The organism is Halarsenatibacter silvermanii (assembly GCF_900103135.1).
In the GTDB taxonomy this organism is placed as follows: Bacteria; Bacillota; Halanaerobiia; order Halanaerobiales; family Halarsenatibacteraceae; genus Halarsenatibacter; species Halarsenatibacter silvermanii.
Genome location: NZ_FNGO01000001.1, coordinates 164,946 through 182,565, shown reverse-complemented (window position 1 = coordinate 182,565; position 17,620 = coordinate 164,946). Strand labels below are relative to the sequence as shown.

At 48.1% G+C, this 17,620-nt stretch carries 14 protein-coding genes and 1 pseudogene; 5 read left to right on the top strand and 10 right to left on the bottom strand.

Features of this window, described 5'->3' with window-relative positions:
- Positions 1-88: 88 nt before the first annotated feature.
- A complete protein-coding gene (locus tag BLT15_RS00820; protein ID WP_089757718.1) occupies positions 89-685 on the bottom strand; it encodes an outer membrane beta-barrel protein in 597 nt (198 codons plus the stop codon).
- A 208-nt stretch (positions 686-893) separates the two neighbouring features.
- Here BLT15_RS00820 and BLT15_RS00815 point away from each other — a divergent pair, with 208 nt between their 5' ends.
- Together BLT15_RS00815 and BLT15_RS00810 are read left to right on the top strand one after the other, a co-directional pair.
- Positions 894-1,454: a peptide deformylase gene (locus tag BLT15_RS00815; RefSeq protein ID WP_089757716.1), complete on the top strand. Its 561-nt coding sequence runs from the start codon at positions 894-896 to the stop codon at positions 1,452-1,454.
- A gap of 45 nt (positions 1,455-1,499) precedes the next feature.
- Positions 1,500-3,809, top strand: a complete 2,310-nt coding sequence (locus BLT15_RS00810; protein ID WP_089757715.1) for a Wzz/FepE/Etk N-terminal domain-containing protein — start codon at positions 1,500-1,502, stop codon at positions 3,807-3,809.
- Here the strand turns inward: BLT15_RS00810 and pylD are convergent.
- The 9 genes and pseudogenes from pylD to BLT15_RS00760 form a co-directional block, all read right to left on the bottom strand.
- Positions 3,784-4,659, bottom strand: coding sequence for a 3-methylornithyl-N6-L-lysine dehydrogenase PylD (pylD, locus tag BLT15_RS00805; RefSeq protein ID WP_089757713.1), 876 nt, complete (start codon positions 4,657-4,659; stop codon positions 3,784-3,786). The two genes, BLT15_RS00810 and pylD, sit on opposite strands and share 26 nt — an antisense overlap.
- Positions 4,646-5,932, bottom strand: a complete 1,287-nt coding sequence (pylC, locus tag BLT15_RS00800; RefSeq protein ID WP_089757711.1) for a 3-methylornithine--L-lysine ligase PylC — start codon at positions 5,930-5,932, stop codon at positions 4,646-4,648. The genes pylD and pylC overlap by 14 nt, the downstream gene beginning before the upstream one ends.
- The gene (gene pylB, locus BLT15_RS00795) at positions 5,881-7,020 is read right to left on the bottom strand and encodes a methylornithine synthase PylB (protein WP_089757709.1); all 1,140 of its coding nucleotides are present in this window, start codon (positions 7,018-7,020) and stop codon (positions 5,881-5,883) included. Before pylB ends, pylC begins: the two co-directional genes overlap by 52 nt.
- Before the next feature lie 84 nt (positions 7,021-7,104).
- The gene (gene pylSc / locus BLT15_RS00790; RefSeq protein ID WP_089757707.1) at positions 7,105-8,037 is read right to left on the bottom strand and encodes a pyrrolysine--tRNA(Pyl) ligase large subunit; all 933 of its coding nucleotides are present in this window, start codon (positions 8,035-8,037) and stop codon (positions 7,105-7,107) included.
- Positions 8,030-8,317, bottom strand: coding sequence for a pyrrolysine--tRNA(Pyl) ligase small subunit (pylSn, locus tag BLT15_RS00785; RefSeq protein WP_089757705.1), 288 nt, complete (start codon positions 8,315-8,317; stop codon positions 8,030-8,032). Before pylSn ends, pylSc begins: the two co-directional genes overlap by 8 nt.
- A 264-nt stretch (positions 8,318-8,581) precedes the next feature.
- Positions 8,582-10,054 (bottom strand): annotated as a pseudogene (gene mttB / locus BLT15_RS13475) ([trimethylamine--corrinoid protein] Co-methyltransferase).
- 371 nt (positions 10,055-10,425) lie between these two features.
- Positions 10,426-11,979 carry a glutathione ABC transporter substrate-binding protein gene (locus BLT15_RS00770; RefSeq protein WP_089757699.1) on the bottom strand — a complete coding sequence of 518 codons (1,554 nt, stop codon included), beginning with the start codon at positions 11,977-11,979 and terminating at the stop codon, positions 10,426-10,428.
- A gap of 84 nt (positions 11,980-12,063) precedes the next feature.
- The gene (locus BLT15_RS00765) at positions 12,064-12,873 is read right to left on the bottom strand and encodes a metal ABC transporter permease (protein ID WP_234985447.1); all 810 of its coding nucleotides are present in this window, start codon (positions 12,871-12,873) and stop codon (positions 12,064-12,066) included.
- A gap of 59 nt (positions 12,874-12,932) precedes the next feature.
- Positions 12,933-13,685 (bottom strand): metal ABC transporter ATP-binding protein, encoded by a 753-nt coding sequence (locus BLT15_RS00760; RefSeq protein WP_200769654.1) that lies wholly within the window; start codon positions 13,683-13,685, stop codon positions 12,933-12,935.
- Between the two features lie 745 nt (positions 13,686-14,430).
- Between BLT15_RS00760 and BLT15_RS00755 the strand changes: the two genes are divergently transcribed.
- The 3 genes from BLT15_RS00755 to BLT15_RS00745 all read left to right on the top strand — a co-directional run bounded on the left by BLT15_RS00755 (position 14,431) and on the right by BLT15_RS00745 (position 17,563).
- Positions 14,431-15,753 carry an extracellular solute-binding protein gene (locus BLT15_RS00755; RefSeq protein WP_089757695.1) on the top strand — a complete coding sequence of 441 codons (1,323 nt, stop codon included), beginning with the start codon at positions 14,431-14,433 and terminating at the stop codon, positions 15,751-15,753.
- Positions 15,754-15,855: 102 nt separating this feature from the next.
- Positions 15,856-16,734 carry a carbohydrate ABC transporter permease gene (locus BLT15_RS00750; RefSeq protein WP_089757692.1) on the top strand — a complete coding sequence of 293 codons (879 nt, stop codon included), beginning with the start codon at positions 15,856-15,858 and terminating at the stop codon, positions 16,732-16,734.
- Positions 16,727-17,563, top strand: a complete 837-nt coding sequence (locus tag BLT15_RS00745; protein ID WP_089757690.1) for an ABC transporter permease subunit — start codon at positions 16,727-16,729, stop codon at positions 17,561-17,563. Before BLT15_RS00750 ends, BLT15_RS00745 begins: the two co-directional genes overlap by 8 nt.
- The last annotated feature ends 57 nt before the right edge of the window (positions 17,564-17,620 follow it).

Genomic DNA, 17,620 nt, shown 5'->3' with positions numbered 1-17,620 from the left:
GTATGCCCCGGTTTAACTGACGTAAAAGTTTTATGTTTTTTGACCTGAGGGATATGTATATCTCTGGGAGATTTGATCAGATATCTATTTAAAAAGGAATTCCCAGGCCCAGGCTGATTTCGTAACCGCCGGCATCGATGTCATCTTCATCTCCACTATTAGGATCCTCTAAATCGTCAAAGTCGACGAATCTATAGCCGGCATTTCCCCGAAGCTCTATGTCATCTTCCAGGTCATAATTGAAACCGGCGCCCAATGTGAAACCGAAATCGCTATCCGAATCATCATCACCGTTTTCCAGTTCCAGGTCGTAATAGCCGATACTTCCGTGCAGGTTGATATCCAGTCCCGCCCGATCCGGGGCCATCTCATCGGTGATATTCAGGAGTCCCTTAACTCTGAATCCGTGCAGGCGATAATCAAGTTCATCAGAATTAATATCACCTTCGCCGGTTACCCGCATGTACTCACCGGCCATGCTGATGTTATCTCTCACCTTTTGTTCGCCTCCGAGCAAAAATCCGAGGTCGCTGTCCAGATCATCGACGTCGGTGTAAAGAGCCTCGGCATAAAAGCTGGGCTCTTCCTCCTGGGTTAAAGCTTCTGCTTCCAGAGCGGGGAAGAGCAGAAAACTCAGGACAAGAACGGTGATCAGCGCTGACTTAAGTAGAATGCTTTTTTGCATATGAATACCTCCCGGGATAAGTAATTAAAAGATGAATGGATCGTTAAGAATTGATAATTACATCTATTAATAATCTTACCAGCAAAAAACGTAGCAATCAAGAAAATAATTGAAATTTAAGCCGATTTTAAAAGAATAATTCGAACTCTATAAAGTTGATTTTTTCTACCCGTAAATGGTATAATTTAGTAAATATACTGCATCTGATTTGATTTTTCAAACTGGAAAGGAGAGGAGGAGAAAGCAGATTATCAGAGAAGTTCTGCAGCTGGGAGATCCCCGGCTGCGAAAAAGGTCCGAACCGGTCAGGGATTTTGCCGGCGAACTCGTGGAGATAAAGCGCGATTTGCAGGATACCCTCATACATCTCAGAGATCGGGAGAGATTGGGGCGGGCTCTTGCTGCTCCTCAAATCGGTTATCACCGGCGGGTGGTTTTCAGCCTGGCGGGAGAACAGGAGCAGATTCTGGTCAATCCGAAAATTGTCGAAGAGAGCGAGGAGACTTTTTCGGTCTGGGACAGCTGCTTCAGTTTTGATCTGGCTTTCTTTGTGAAAGTTACTAGAAGTTTGCGAATAACTGTGGAGTACCAGGATGAGCACGGCCAGGAAAAGAAGGAAACATTCACCGAAGATAGAGCCGAGCTTTATCAGCACGAACTGGACCATCTTGAAGGAGTGCTGGCTACGGATTATCTCTGCCGGCAGGATTTAGAGCAGGGGAATGAGAATATTGTTACCAGACAGGAATGGGAGAAAAGGTATCGCTGATCAGCATTAATATCACATTTATATTAACGGGAGGAGTATTTTTTTATGGATGAAGATCCGGGAAGTTATGAAGAATTGGAGATCGATCTGCGCGAGTACATAATGCTGCTCTGGAGGGCTAAATGGTTTATAGGTGCTCTGATAATACTGGCGGCTATTGGAGCTTTTGTTTTTACCATAACCACTACAGAAGTTCAACACAAAGCAACTGCTGATGTGCTGCTGATGCCGCCGCGACATACGGAGATAGATGTTTCACGGATGGGCAGGAGTACATATGCTAATCTGGCTCAATCAGATGATATTCGGGAACGAATAATAGAAGAGCTTGATTTGCGAGATGAGGAAGAGGAACTTCTTCATCCTTCGGATATTGAAGGTAAAATGGATTTGCAAATTCTTGAAGACGAAGAGGTGCAGGAAGAGGAAGAAAGCTTTATTTTCCGTATGGAAGTAACCAGTACTGATCCAGAAGAAGCCAGTGATATTGCCAATGCCTGGGCTGAATTTTTTCAGGAGGATACTTTAGAGATTAGACGCGGTGAAATTGAAGATATATTTGAGGTGACGGAAAGAAGATTTGAAGAAACAGAAGCTAATTTGGAACAGGCCGAGGAAAGACTGGAAGAGTTGAAGAAAGAAGCCAGGCTGGATCGACTGACAGACGAGAAAGAATCCTATCGAGAAAACCTTCGTGAGATTGAAGACGAGCTGCTTTCACTGCAGGAAGAATTAGGTGCGAAAGAAAGTGAGAAGGAACATATCGCTGAAGCGCTTGCGGAGATGGAGGAAGATGAGATCTGGGAAGAGGAATTTTACAGAGCCTTAGAACAGGAAGAAATAGCTGATAAAACCGAAGATCTATTAAACGCCCAGCAGCGCCTGGCTGCTGCCCGCGAGGAATACCGAATTGACCTGCTGGAATTGCAAAGAGATCAACTGGAGGATAATCTGGAGCATTATCGGGACAGGCTGTCTGATCTGGAACAAAAAGAAGCAGATGGTCAACGTCAGGAACTGCTGGATTTAGAAGACGAGATAGCCAGGCAGGAAGCTGAATTAGAGACGATAAGAGATGAATTGACCGGCATGGAAACAGAAGACGGGATATGGCTGGGAGAGCGAAGTACAGAAGAGATGGGAGAGATGAGACCTGACATGCAGGAGGCAGTAGAGAATTACCGCCAGAAGCGAGATGAGTTGTTTGCTTTTTGGGAAGAGTACGATCTAGTTGGTAAGCAGGAACAAATGGAATTTCTGCGTGAATTAACAACTCAGAGAAGAGAGATTGTAGCTTCTCTGGAGGAAAAACTTGCGGAAACAGAGTCTGACTTTTCAGAACTGGAAGAAGTTCTGGCAGAGGAACCAGAAAAGCAGCGTCTGGAAAAAAGTCTCACAGAAGATGCTTTTTGGGAAAATATATTTTCGCCAGAAGAGCTGGAAATTATGACTGATCTTGTGATGGAGGAAGAGAGAATAAATCCTGTGTATGAAACTTTACGGCAGGAAAGGGCTAATGTAAGAGTTCAGCTGGTTTCTATACCTCAACAGATAGACCAATTTGAAAATGAAATTGAAGAAATAGGGCGGGAAAAAGAAGAACTTCGCAGCGAATTAAATAGTCTGGAACAGAAAGAAAGCGATTTGCAGGAGGACCTGGAATTATATGAGAGTATGTATACAGACTGGGAAGATACTTTTAGAGATTTAAAACGAGAAGAAATAGAACAGGAGAGAGAAATTTCAGCACTGGAGACCAGATTGCAGATGCTGGAGGAATATGAAAATCCTCGCATTCAGGCTCAGAAGTCCCATTATAAGACTTTAATTGCAGAAAAAGAATCTGAAATTAGTACTTTATCTCAAAGGATTAACACTTATCGCGATGAAGTTGCTCTGCTGGAGCAGGATGTTCAACATTATCAGGAACTTTATGACCATAAAGCTTCGGAGTATCGTCAGCTTAAAAATAGTTATTTTGATCTGGGGATAGAGATTGAGCACACAAAAAATATGATTGAATATTATTCTTCCCGGCGCAGCGAACTTTCAGAAGAGGTTGAGCATCTGGAAGAACAGGTCTGGCAGTATGAGCGTCGAATGGAAAATATTACACGGGAAGTCGATAGATATGAGAGTTCCTATGATCGTCTTTCCTCAGAAATGGAAGATGCCCGACTGGCCATGGCCGAACAGACCAGTGACGTTCGCTTTGTTTCCGCGGCGGTTCCTCCGGGCAGAACTATCGGACGGGGAACTACATTAAATGTAGCTATAGCGGTGGTTCTGGCTGGTATGCTGGGTGTTTTCATAGTGTTCTTCCGGGAGTTTATGAAAATTGATGAGAACGAATGACGGGAGGCAGCATAATATTAACAGCCATGGCGGCGGTGCCCAGCTGCAGGGGATCATGAATTATCTGTTCGGGGAATGTTCTGGCTGCTTCTTCTGTAAAGCCGGGCGGCATTCCCGGAGCAGCCAGATAGGTATCTTGATCGAAAACTTTTTTTCCGATCAGATCGGAAGCCGGTGTTGCTTCCAGTATAAGCTCAAAATCGATCAGCACCCGCTGAATTTCTGCGGGTGCTTTTTCATTTTGGGCCGGTTTTTTTATCTTTTCGGTTTTGATTTTCCATCTGGACTCGATCTTTTCCAGTCTATTTGGGGAGATGTCAAAGCCGACCGGCTCGGCCCCCTGCTTTTTAAAATATTCTATGGCTTTTTCCCCTATCTGACCGCAGCCTAAAACTGCCACCCGGCGATCTTTAAATCCGCCAGCCGCTGCTTTGAGCGCCTCTGCAAAAACCCGGGCGGTGGCAGTATCGTTGTCCATCCAGCGGCCCTTTTGCAGATCCAGGGCCAGAAAGCTATTATCATCGGCCATAAAGGCCATATCACAATTTTTTTCCAGAGCCGACTTAAGACCGGCCACATCGGTTTTTTCCGGGATGAAAGCCTCCAGTCCCAGCCGGCTGAGAACTGCTTTGATGGCCTCGCAGAACCCGGCAATCTCTCCCCGGCCGGCTGTGACGGGGATGACAGCCGCTCTTTTTTTGTCAGTTTTCGTCACTTCGTCGGGGTTGCGGCCTGCTGCCCGTACGGCCAGATCGAACAGATTCAGGCCGATTTTAGCTTCGAGCTCGCGATCATATTGATCGATAATTTTCGGTATTTCTGCAATATCGGATTCTCTAAGCCTGGTCATCGCTCGGTCCGCCCCTTTCAAAAACCAATCCGTTTTTGAGCCTGTTTCTGCTCCGGCGGCTTTTCTCTCTGGCCTCTTTTAAATCTTCTCCGGTATAGACGAGAGCTGCCCGCCAGCTCTGCTCCGCTTTTGCTTCTGATTCGGTGGATAAAATATTTTCGCCGGTGGCGATATGAGCGCGGGGCAGATCAGTAAGGGCCAGATCTGCTCCATAAAAATTGCGTTGAATGTTCAGTTCCCCTCCCTCCGTCAGCACGTGTTCTCCGACGGGGGCATAGATTTTTGTTTCTCCTTCGGATTTTTTTATCAGCATCTGTTCCAAAACGGCTGCTCCCTGCTCAAAGGATAATTCCGGCAGGTTCAAATCTTTATTCTTTTTGTTTTTGGCGCCGCTCAAAAGAAGGGAAACCATATTGAGCCCGGAGGCCTGATAGACAGCCAGCGGGGTCTGGCTGGGAAAGCGGGCGTCTATCTCCATAATTTTGCAGCCGGAATCGGTGAGGATAATCTCTATGTCCATAATGCCCTCAAGATTTAAAGCTCGGGCGATCCGCCGGGCCAGCTCATATAGTTCATTTTGCCGCCGATCTGTGATAACTTTTCCGGCCAGCACCCGACAGCAGTCAAAGCTTTCGTCAAATTCCAGCCTGGTGGGCATCAGCGGATAGAAGCTGCCGTTTAATCCCAGCACTTCCAGCGAAAAAGCCGGTCCTTCCAGATATTCCTCCACCAGGACATCATCGTCATCGGAAAGCTGATCGCGCTGATATTCCAGCTCCGCCTGATCTTCAACTTTTATCACGCCGCTGCTGCCGCTGCCGCGGGCCGGCTTGAGTATCAGGGGAAAATCGGCTGCGGGAGGCTGGCGGGCATGAGGCAGATTATGCCGGCGAAAAAATCGGCGGGAAGTCTCTTTGCAGCTGGTAATTTCGAAAGCCTGCAGATCAAATATAAAGGGCAAATTTTCCCTGCGGCAGCCGCGATCGAGAAGCTTTAAAACCTTATAATCTTCTAAAGCCGGCAGCACCGCCTCAACCTCGGGCAGCAGATCGAAAAAAACATCCAGGTTCTGCCGGTTTATTTCGAGCTGATGAAAATCATGGCATAATCCCCGGGCGGGCGGGCGTTTGCGCCGGTCAAAAAGAACAGTTTTAAAACCGGCTTCGCGGGCCAGACAGGTTATCTCTGTTCCCTGCAGGCCGCCGCCTATGACAGCTATATTCAGCCTGCTTCCCTCCCGCATCGAGCTGAGTCTTTTCTGCTTTTCATCCATTTTTTATAATCTTCTAATTCGGCCAGCTCGAGATCAAGACCGGATTCTGCCAGTTTTTGCCGGACGGCTTTAAGTCCACGGCCGCCTCCTTCGATGTCAAGCTCAGCGCTGGAAACTCCCTTAAGTCCGCTGGCCGGCGGAATTAAAGAGGTCACCACACTGGCACCGGCTTTAAGGCGCGGAATCAGGCCTTTGATCCCTTCCACATCGAGCGAGGCGGGAATCTGTATATCGGGATTGGCCAGTCTTATGGCAGCGATGGTCATGAGTTCTTCATTTCTCTCCGGTTCTGAATTTTCTGCGAGGGGGGTGCCCTTTTGCGGCACCAGACTCATGGCCCGTCCCTGATCCACTTCAAGCTTTTGCATCATGAGAATCGAGCGAGCTCTATCGGCGCATGTTTCCCCGGTGCCTAAAAGCATTCCCTCTTCGATCAAGAATCCGGTTTCGGCCGCCTGCTTTTTGACCTGCAGACGACGATCGTAATCCTGTCCTGTCCTGAGATTTTTAAAAAGTTCGCGGCTGTGAGTTTCCTGATAGCAGGCATACCAGTCAGCCCCTGCTTTAAAAAGCTTTGATAACTCCTTATCCGGAACCCGGCCGGGGGAAATCATTATTGGCAGCCCTGTCTCTGATTTCAGCTCGCTGACAAGCTCTATGAGTTCCTCAAACCCATTTTTTTCATAATAGCGGGGGTCTTCGCCCATGGTCAGATCGATCAGATGAACTCCGGCTTCAGCCAGAGAGCGGGCTATCTTCAGCACCTCGCTTTTATCCTTGCGGTAACGGGGGCTTTGCTGGTTGGAACTGCGATAAAAACAGAAGCTGCAGCTGTTGCGGCAGTGAGTGGAAAAATAGACGAAACCGTAGGCGAAAATTTTGCGGCCGAAATGACGCTTTCTCAGCCGGCGGGCGGCCCTGAAAATTTGCTTTCGGACTTCATTATCCCGGCGCGTCAGGATAAATTCCATTTCGGATTTGTTCAAAGGCTCCTGGCGCAAAGCTTTTTTGAGTATGTATTCGAGCTTTTGACCGCCGGTAGTGCCGCTTTTGGACGGTTCATGTGATCGGGAATTTTTTTCCGTCAAGATTATCACCTGCTGATATGAGCTATTTTCGTAAAAAGCTGATGTATAATGGTAATATCGGGGAATAATAGTGAACCCGGGGTGTCAAACGTTTAATCTGGCTCCATCCTGATAGATAAGACTGCGCCCGGTCCGTTTGATATTGCCCAGGCCTCTATCGGCCATTATAATTCTCTCCAGACCGAAGCCGATGCCGGCCCAGCTGTCGGAAATATTCCAGGCGCTGTCCAGCTCGTGCGGTCCGGTGGCGCCCGAAGCTACCTCCATGCCGTTTATCTCCACATCCAGAGTCTGGCCATAGACCCGGGAATTTTCAGAGCGGAGATCGCAATCGAGTTCGAGCTCTTCGACGATGTGATGGGTTATATCTTCCAGCCGAGCTTCAGCATCGCCTTCAGGTCCCAGCTCGACCAGATTGAGCATGGTAAATTCAGCCAGATGACGGCGCCCGCTGGATTCGCGGCGAAAGCAGGGGCCTACCTCAAAGATGCTGATCGGTTTTTCTACTGTTCCGGTCAGCCGTCCTAAAAGGCTGTAAAGATTGGGGGCATGCATGGGTCTCAGGCAGTTTTCTTTTCCCTCCAGCCAGTAGATCTGATTCCAGAGGGGATGATTTTCATCGATGCCCATCTTTTCCAGACGGCCTCGGGCCAGGCGGAGGGGGGTGGTTACCTCGCTAAACCCCAGAGAGGTCAAAGTATTTCTCATATCCATCTCCAGTCTGCGCAGCTCCGGAATCAATTTTTCCTGGTTGAATTCCTCCAGCTGCCGGCGATTTTTCCGGGCCAGTTCCTGCTCGGTCTGACGGTAAAATTCATCGCGAGCTGCGGAGGAAGAAAAATCTTTTTTCAAATCCTGCTGGTATTCTCCGAAAATGTCAAGCTCGCGGATTCGCTGCTGCTGAGTATCGGTAAGCTTCATTGCTGCCGGTTTCACCTGACCTTTCTGATGAAATTTAATCGGTTTTATAGGTTTGAGCAGAGGAGCATTTTCCTCATTCGATATTCGATCAACCAAAAGAAGTGCTGGCGTATTTTTCCAGCTTCCACTCCGGCACCTTACATCCGGGGCAGGCTTCGACCATCATTTTATTGCGCAGCCAGCGGGCAGCCCGGCTGTTTTTTGAGTTCTTCACACGAAAATTCTCGCCGCAGTATAATTTTAGCTCGATAAAATTGCCCTGCTTTTCCAGCTCTTTAATACCGTGCAGCCTGCCGCTGCGTGAGGGCCAGAGTTTAATTTCTTTTATGAGTTTATATAGATTTTCGCGTTTGCGAAAGCGGTATTCCGCTGCCATAATCGGCCTCCTCTCTGTTTGTTTCTAAAGCGGAATTTTTGGCCGGGGTGGGCAAAAAAATATAAATTTTTGGAGGAGGGTCCGGGAGTTACACCCGGCTGCACAGGGTTAGAGCCTGTGTGATCTTTCCGATCAACCCTCCCTGATTTAAAAATGAGATTAATAAAGCCGGCTTCGGAGACGGCTCTGCGCCCCCTCGGCCGGCTGCCAGCTTCAATCTCTGATAATTCCTTCAGTCTGACTGAGTTCGCAGGGAGGAGTTAATTAATCCTCCTCACCGGCGGCGCTTGCGACGATCTCCTCAAGCTTTTGAGCTACATCATCATCGAGAGGTTCGGGTTCGTGCGAGGAAAAGATCTCTTTAACTCTTTCCTCGGCTTTTTCTCGGGCGAGGGGAGAACCGGATTTTTCCCAGTTTTCCCGCATCTGTCTATCGAAGATGTCAGCCCGGGCCTGTTCCTCGTGCATGTAATCGATGGTGTGCTGCTGGGTCAGGAAGTTACCTCCCGGTCCGACATCCTTGATTTCTTTTACAGCCAGAGTATCGTCATTTACATCTATGCCCTGCACGACTCTTCTCACCATCTTGGCGATTTCGGCGTCCAGGACTAGTTGAGTGTGGCTGAAGGTTTGGCCCATCTCCAGCATGCCCATACCGTACAGCATGTTGGAGCCCGCCATGGCTGGCAGCATGGCAGAGATAGTCTTCTCATGACCGGCCTGAGCATCGGACTTTTTGGAGTCCGCCTAACCGCCGGCCGTGTAACTGGGCAGGTTATAATAGCGGGCAAGTCGAGCCACGCTGGCATTGATCATGCCCAGCTCGGGATTGCCTACGGGCGAGGTCGATTCTTTGACATCAAAAGCGGTGGTCGAACTGCCGTAAAGTACCGGCGCTCCCCGGTTGACAAGTTGAGCCAGGGTGATACCGGTGAGCACCTCGGCGTTGTGATCGACCAGTGTTCCTGCCAGAGTTATAGGTGAAGTCGCACCACCCATGGCCATCGATAGAACGTTGACCGGAACACCAGCTCGTGCGCATTCTATTATGATCTGAGCTGCATCTCCATGCAGTTCGTAAGGACTTTGAGGACAGACAAGAGCAGAGATTATCGGTCTATCCCGAAGCTCATCCATGCCGCCTACGATGGCTGCTCCCATCTCGAAATACTTTTTGGCATTTTCGCCGCAGGTAAGATCTATATGCATGCAGTGTTTGCTGGTGTTGTTCAAAAAGGCTTCGGCTTCATGCAGGTCTACATTGTCACTGGGGCAATCACCACCGGTGACAGCATGTGAGTAGACATCGACCTGATCGAGATAATCGGCCAGAAGGGCTGTATCGGCCACATCCTGCTTGGTAGTGTCGCGAAACTCCCCCGTCTCGTGATCGATGATGTGAACGCCGGCTCCGAAGGTGGTGAAGTTAACCCGGCTGTCTCCAACCACAACGTCGTTTTCCGGATCGCGGCCGGCTAAAAGCACTTCCGGCGGCGCCGAGCGCAGCGCGTCATCTATCATATAAGGTGGAATCTTGACCCTTCCGCTGTCTCTATCGACATCAGCGCCGGCATCGGCAAAAATGTCAAGAGCTTCGTCATTGGTGATGTGCATACCCATCTCCGTCAAAGTTTCCAGAGTGGCGTTGTGTATCTGTCTTATTTCCGCATCGGAAAACATATCCACACTGAACCCGTTCTTGACGGGATAGTCACTTTGAGGATTTCTGGTGCTCATAAAAATTACTCATCCTTTCCCCTACTGTTGGTTGTTTTTTTATTTGTTTTTTTCCGGTTTACAGCAATTTCAGTCATTTAAAAGCTTCCGTTTTTTCTGACTGTTATTTTGGTACCACCCCCTTTGCCCCATGAAGCGGGCGGGATAATCATGATTATCACAAAGGATAAAAAAGCAATGGAGACAGCAGCATAAAACTACCTCAACTTAATTAATTGCCTCCACTTAATAAATTTGATATTCAGCTCAAAAATCCTCCTCCGCTAAAAAAAAAGAGGCGGCCGGAAGCCGGCCTCAACCACCCTGAAATCGGGAAATGATAGAAAAGTTGCTGGCTGCGGCCGCCCTGTTCCCGGGATAATTTTCTGAAGTCACTCGCTCAGATAGGCATCTATAGCTATAATATTTTCGCGGGGATGATGTACCAGCCCTTCTACACCTTCGCGTACGGCATTGATCTGCACTTCGCTGTGCAGAAAGAGCCAGGGAACTTCATCCCAGATGATTTCAATGGCATCGGCGTAAAACTCCTCGCGCAGTTCGGGCTCAGGATTGAGTCTGGCTTTTTCGAGCAGCTCATCAACTTCGGGATGGTCGAGATAGGAAAGATCCCAGCCGTAAGGAGCCATCTGTGAACTGTGAAACATGGGATAGAGCCCATAATCGGCATCACCGGTGACAGCACCCCAGCCCATCATATAAAGCTCGTGCTCGGCCTCCTCCGGGGCGACCTGCAGGGTTTCCAGATAGGTTGCCCATTCCATGGTGATAAGCTCAGCTTCGACTCCGACATCGTCCAGTTGACTTTGTATGGCCTGAGCTATTGTATCATCCATCATATAGCGGCCGACAGGGTGATGGAAGGTTGTTTCAAAACCGTCCTCGTATCCGGCTTCAGCCAGCAGTTCCCGAGCTCGATCTGGATCGTATTCATATTTTTCCTGGCCTGAATGACCGAATATATCGGGGGAAATAGGTGCGTCCGAAGGTCGGCCGGCTCCCTCCAGAATCTGTTCGACAATAGCGTCGTTGTCGACAGCATAGTTGAGAGCTTTTCTGACCCTTACATCATCGTAAGGTTCTACCTCGATATTGAAGCCGGTGTAAATCGTTCGGAGACTGGTAGCCTGCACTGTATTCACCTCGTCCACCTCATCCAGACGAGACTGTTCCCGGGGCGGTACGAACATGGCGGCGTCGGTCTCTCCGGTTTCTACCTGCACGACCCGGGTGGAGTCTTCGGGAACAATACTGAAGTTGAGGCGATCGAGATAGGCGTTTTCGCCCCAGTAATTCTCGTTGCGCTCCATGACTATTTTATCGCCGCGGGTCCACTCTACAAACTCGAATGCTCCGGTACCGACAGGATTGACGGCAAAATCCTCACCGTATTCCTCCACCGCCGACGGGCTGGCCATGGCCACCAGCTCGTGCGAAAGATGATTGATGAGTGGGGCGAAGGGCTCCTCGGTGTGGAGTCTGACGGTATAATCGTCGACGATCTCGATTTCGGTGACCTCGTCGATTAAAAAAGAAAAAGGGGCTTCTTCGTCCAGAAAGCGCTCCAGATTGAACTTTACAGCTTCGGCATCGAAATAGGAGCCGTCATGGAATTCGATGCCTTCCCGGATATAAATATCGTACTCCAGCCCATCTTCAGAGACTTCATAACCTTCAGCAAGCAGCGGCTCAATCTCACCTTCGGGTGTCATACTGAAAAGCGATTCCATGGTATGCAGCATGGCCATCGAAGCCGGTGCTGATGAAGCTTCGATCGGGTCCATGGCTTCCGGATCTGCTCCCATGGCGATGGTTAGTTCGCCGCCTTCTCTGGCTTCACGCGCCTGGATAGTGCCTGCGGTGATGGTCAGAGCCAGCATTAAGATTAGAATTAGAACGGATAAAGATCTTCTATCTGCTCGCATAATTTGCTGATACTCCCTTCAAAAATTATTTTTCAGGCTCATCATTATTCTGATGCTTGATATTTAATTCCCGACTGCAATGATTTATTCCTGCAGGCGCTGCCAGCTCAAAACTGCTGCCAGCAGCATAACGCTGACCAGAATTATGGTTCCGCCGGGAGCAATATCGAGCTGGAAAGAGAAAATCAATCCCAGATTGACGGAGATTATACCGGCTGCGATGCTGATGATCACCGTCCGCTGGAAACTGCTGCCGATTAGCATGCCGGTTGCTACGGGTATTGTTATGAGCGAGGAGATGAGCAGGGCGCCGACTATCCGGATCGACAGCGCCACCGTAATCGAGACTATAATCATAAACACTGTATTCAGAAAGCCCACTGGAACTCCGGCCAGCCGGGCTTCCTCTTCATCGAAAGCCAGATAGAAGAAACCGTAGTAATATCGGGCTATAACAGCCAGGATGAGGAAGAAAAGAGGAATTATGGTATAGATATCTCGACTGGCCACAAGCGAGATACTGCCGAAGAGATAACTATGTATACCGGCAGTCTGTTCGGCCGCCGAGATAAGAATCACAGCCAGCCCCAGACCGGTGGCCAGCACCACCGCCAGGGCGAGTTCGGCATAATTTTGATAATCCCGCCGCAGTTTTTCCACCGCCAGAGCGGCGATGATGGAAATAATGATGGCGGTATAAATAGGATATACGCCCAGATATATGCCCAGAGCTACTCCGGCCAGTGCCACATGTGATAGGGTGTGGCCCAGCAGCGACAGCCGGCGTAGATTTAAGAATACTCCTACCAGCGGCGCTATTATGCCGATCAGATTGCCGGCCAGAAGAGCCCGGCGCATGAAACTGAAGGCAAGTATTTCTGTGATAAAATTCATCCTGTCATCCTCCCGGAGCCTTAATTTCTGCCGAAAGATTTTTGGCGCTTTTTCTGCTTTTAGTGATCATGATCGGGTACGATTTGCAGGCTGGAATCCCGAATTTCATCCAGATAGCTGTCATAATTAAATTCGTCGGATCTGTGCAGATGAGCCCGCCCATTCTCAAAGCAGACCACGTAGTTGGCATGGCTGCTGATAACGTTTACATCGTGGGAAACCATTATGACTGTCTTATTCAGCTCGGAATTTATATCGCCTATTATACGGTAAAACTCATCCTGGGTTTTGATATCCACACCGGAAAGAGGTTCATCCAGCAGAATCAGTTCGGGATCGTTGACCATCATGCGGGCGATAAATACCCTCTGCTGCTGGCCGCCGGAAAGGTTGCCGATGCGCCGGCCCCTGAAATTTTCCATATCGACGAGTTTCAGAGCCCGATGGATTTTTTCTTCCAGCCGGTCGTTGAGAAAGCGAAAAAATCCCATCTCATTATATAGATTGCTGCCAACTATTTCTCTGACGGTGGCCGGAAAGCTCTGATTGAACTCCCTTACTTCCTGAGAGATGTAACCTATATCTGTCCAGTCTCTGAGTCGGGTTACATCCTTTTCCAGGACTTCAACCCGGCCTTCATCCGGTTCCAGCGCGCCCATCAACATTTTGATGACGGTGCTTTTGCCCGAACCATTGGGTCCGATGAAGGCGGCAAAATCTCCTTTTTCCAGTTTTAAGTTTACATCTCTAACTGCTTTCTCCTCTTCGTAAGAAAATCTCACATTTCTCAGCCTGACCGCCTCCACGCTCATCCCTCCCTAAATCGTTCTGACCGAATCCAATTCTTTTCTTTTACATTATCATGTTTATACTTAGTTGTAAATTATATGAATTGCAGGCCCAAAATGAATTTGACAGCTTGAAAAGCATTAGGTATAATTAAAATTGCAAAAATTTATATTATAAAGCTGAGAGTTAGAGAACTCAAGAGATAACTCCGCAGTCGCTCATACTTCACCACCGGTATGTCAATTTTGATGAGGAATGGGCCTGGCTGCTTCATTTTTTATGTCTTTTACTTTTTGGGATCTTCTTGTTTTCAGTTGTTTTCAGTTGATGGATATCGTATAAGATCACTATCATGAAAATAATGGCTGGAAGATATAAAGCAAAGTGATGCTCGAAATTTTTCCAAACTCAGGTTAAGTCCATGGCCAAAAAATAGTGTCCCCGGCTCAGGATGTGCCGGGCTGAGCGTGTGCTCAGGGATAAGCTTTTGCGAATTTGCGAAGGAAGCGCAATTTTTAGGCCGAAAACTAAACTTAAACCGGGGAAAATTTCATTGTGTCATTGTGAACGAAGCTTTATATCTTACACTACAACTAAACGAGGTTTTTTACACACCTTTTAATCAACTGAATACAAGAAGGTCCTAAAATAACAGCGGCATAAGGGGGGATAAAAACTTCTTTAAGCCGTCAATCCGATCATAATTCATCAAATAGTGGCTTTTTGAAATTGGCATCAATATTTAAAATTAATGGGGGTATTTAAGTGATGAGAAACATATTTAAAATTTCAATTGCTCTTGGTCTGGCTCTGATGCTGGTCTTTTCCGGTGTGCAGCTGGACGATATGACGGCCGAATCAACAGTAGAGGCTGCAGAAGTCGAGATAGACTTCTGGTATGCTCTGGGCGGAGATCTGCGCGAGCGAACTGAAGAGCTAATCGATGACTTTATGGCGGAACATCCTGAGGTTTATGTTGATAAAGTCCATCGGGGATCATATGCTGAAGCACTGACCACTGCCATTGCTTCCTATCGAGGCGGTTCCCCTCCATATCTGACACAGGTTTATGAAGTCGGCACCATGACCATGCTTGATAGCGGAGCCATCAACCCGGTTTATGAACTGATCGATATTGACCCGGAGGAATTTATCGGTCCGGTCACCGAATACTATTCAGTCGACGGCAATCTTTATTCGCTGCCCTTTAACTCATCAAACCCCATTATGTATTACAACAAAGATATGTTCGAAGAAGCCGGTCTGGATCCGGAAGATCCTCCTGAAACTTTTGCCGAGGTGGAGGAATACAGCCGGCAGATCATAGAGAACACCGACGCCGAAGCTGGCTTTTCCACAGCCTGGCCTTCCTGGGTGCTGCTGGAGAATATGCACACCTGGCACGATCAGCCCATAGCCAATCAGGCCAACGGCATGGAAGGTCTTGCAACTGAACTTTACTGGGATGAAGATTTTGGCATTGAACTATTGGAGCAGCTGGGCGAGTGGAATGAAGAAGATATATTCACCTATGAAGGACGTGAGGGCGATCCTGATCCGGTCTTTCTGGGAGAACAGGTAGGCATGTATATGCAGTCGACCGCGACGCTGGCAGGCTTTATGGAAGACGCCGACTTCGAAGTCGGTACAGCCATGCTCCCTCATATGGGCGGAGAATACGAAGTAGGCAATGCCCTAATCGGAGGCGGAACCATCTGGGCTTATGACGGTCACAGCGAAGAGGAATTTGCAGCTATGTCCGATATGCTCAATTTCATCTCCCAGCCCGAAAATCAGGCCTGGTGGCACAGAAATACCGGTTATCTGCCTGTAACTTACGAAGCAGTTGAAATGCTGGAAGAAGAGGGCTGGTTTGAAGAGAATCCTCAATTTGAAACTGCTATCGAGCAGTCTACAACCTATGACGAATTCAGCGGCCTGCGTCTGGGCAATTACACCGAAATAAGAGATATTAATCTGGAAGAGCTGGAAAACTTCTTTGCCGGCGATCAAACGGCTCAGGAGACAGCAGAGAATATGGTCAGAAGAGGCAATCGAGTGTTAGAGCGTTACGAACGAGCTCAGCAGTAAATGAATTTTGAGATTATAGGTTAAACTGTCACTTCCCCTGGCTGAGAGATTTACATCAGCCAGGGGCTAGTTCTTTTAAACTCTGTTGAGGAGGAATATTGAATGGATCGGGATAAATTTAAATTTCCCAATCAAATCTTGCCTTACCTTCTGGTCTTACCTCAGGTAGTAGTGGTCCTTATTTTTATCGTCTTTCCCACCTTTGAATCCTTTCGAATGAGTACTTATATGAGCGATGCTTTTGGTCATGGTCGCGTATTTGTGGGCCTGGAAAATTATATCGATCTTCTAACTTCAACGGAATATCAGCAGACCATCATTGTCACCCTGATATTTACCCTGGCGGTCACTTTTATAGGTCTGGCTCTGGGGCTTATGATAAGTCTTCTGCTCAACCGCAAAATAAAAGGCCTGTCATTTTACCGTACCGCTCTCATCTGGCCTTACGCACTCTCTCCGGCCGTTGTGGGCGCTATCTGGATGTTTTTATTTCATCCCTCCTATGGTGTGTTAACCTACATCTCACCTCTTTATCTAAACTGGCTGGAACGGGGATCTCATGCTCTAATTCTGCTTATAATTGCCGCTATCTGGAGAAATTTGGGCTACAATATTGCTTTTTATCTGGCCGGGCTGCAGAATATCCCCCAGAATTTGCTCGAGGCTGCTTCGATAGACGGTGCGGGGGCTATAGGACGTTTTCGCAAAATAATTTTTCCGCTTATCTCCCCGACCACCTTCTTTCTCTTCACCATGAATTTAATTTATGCCTTCTATCAGATTTTTGGCCTGGTTCATACTGTCACCAAAGGAGGTCCCGGCGGGGCTACCAACGTCATGGTTTATTCAGCCTATCGCGACGGAGTTACCCATCTGATGCCGGGCTTTTCCGCAGCTCAGTCGGTGATTATGTTTGTAATAGCAGTTGGTCTGGTCTATCTGCAATTTAAATACGCGCAGAGGGGAGTCTATTATGCTTGATAGACTTAATGCCATAATTGAGAGCAATATATTTGTTCATATTCTTTTGATATTGCTGTTGATTGTCATAATTTTTCCGGTTTATTACTCTTTTATCGTCAGCAGTTCAGAGAGAGTTGAAGTTTATGAGAGGCCGCCGACCTTCACCCCCGGTGATCAGCTGGTGACCAATTTTTACAGAGTATGGCATGGGACTGATCTTCCCCGGGCTCTTTTCAACAGTACAGTATTCTCTCTGTCTGTGACCTTCGGGAAATTGATAATATCGCTGATGACGGCTTATGCCATCGTGTTTTTCGATTTCAAGCTGGCGGCTCCGGTATTCTTCCTGACTCTTTTTACTCTTATGATGCCGGTTCCGGTCAGGCTGATGTCAACTTATGAGGTGGTATCATCGCTGGGAATGATTGACACCTATCAGGGTTTGATACTGCCGATGATAGCTTCGGCAACCGGAACATTTTTGTTCCGGCAGATATTCAAGACAATACCCAACGAGCTGGCTGAAGCCACTGTTATTGATGGAGGCGGGCCGCTTCAATTTTTCTTTCACGTTCTCCTGCCCCTCATCAAAACCAATGCCGCAGCTCTTTTTGTCATCCTCTTCATCTGGACCTGGAATCAGTATCTCTGGCCGCTTTTGATAACGACCAGTTCTGAGATGAGGGTGGTTCAGCTCGGAATAGAAGGGCTGATTCCAGGAGGCGGTCAGCTGCCGGACTGGACTTTGATTATGCCCTATGTGGTTTCGGCCATGGTGCCTCCGCTGGTAGTTATTTTAGGTTTGCAGCGTTATTTCGTTAAAGGACTTATCGAACCCAACAAATAAAAGATAGGCTCTTCGCAGCGCCAGGAGATTTCACAGCTATCTGGAAAGTAGATGGTG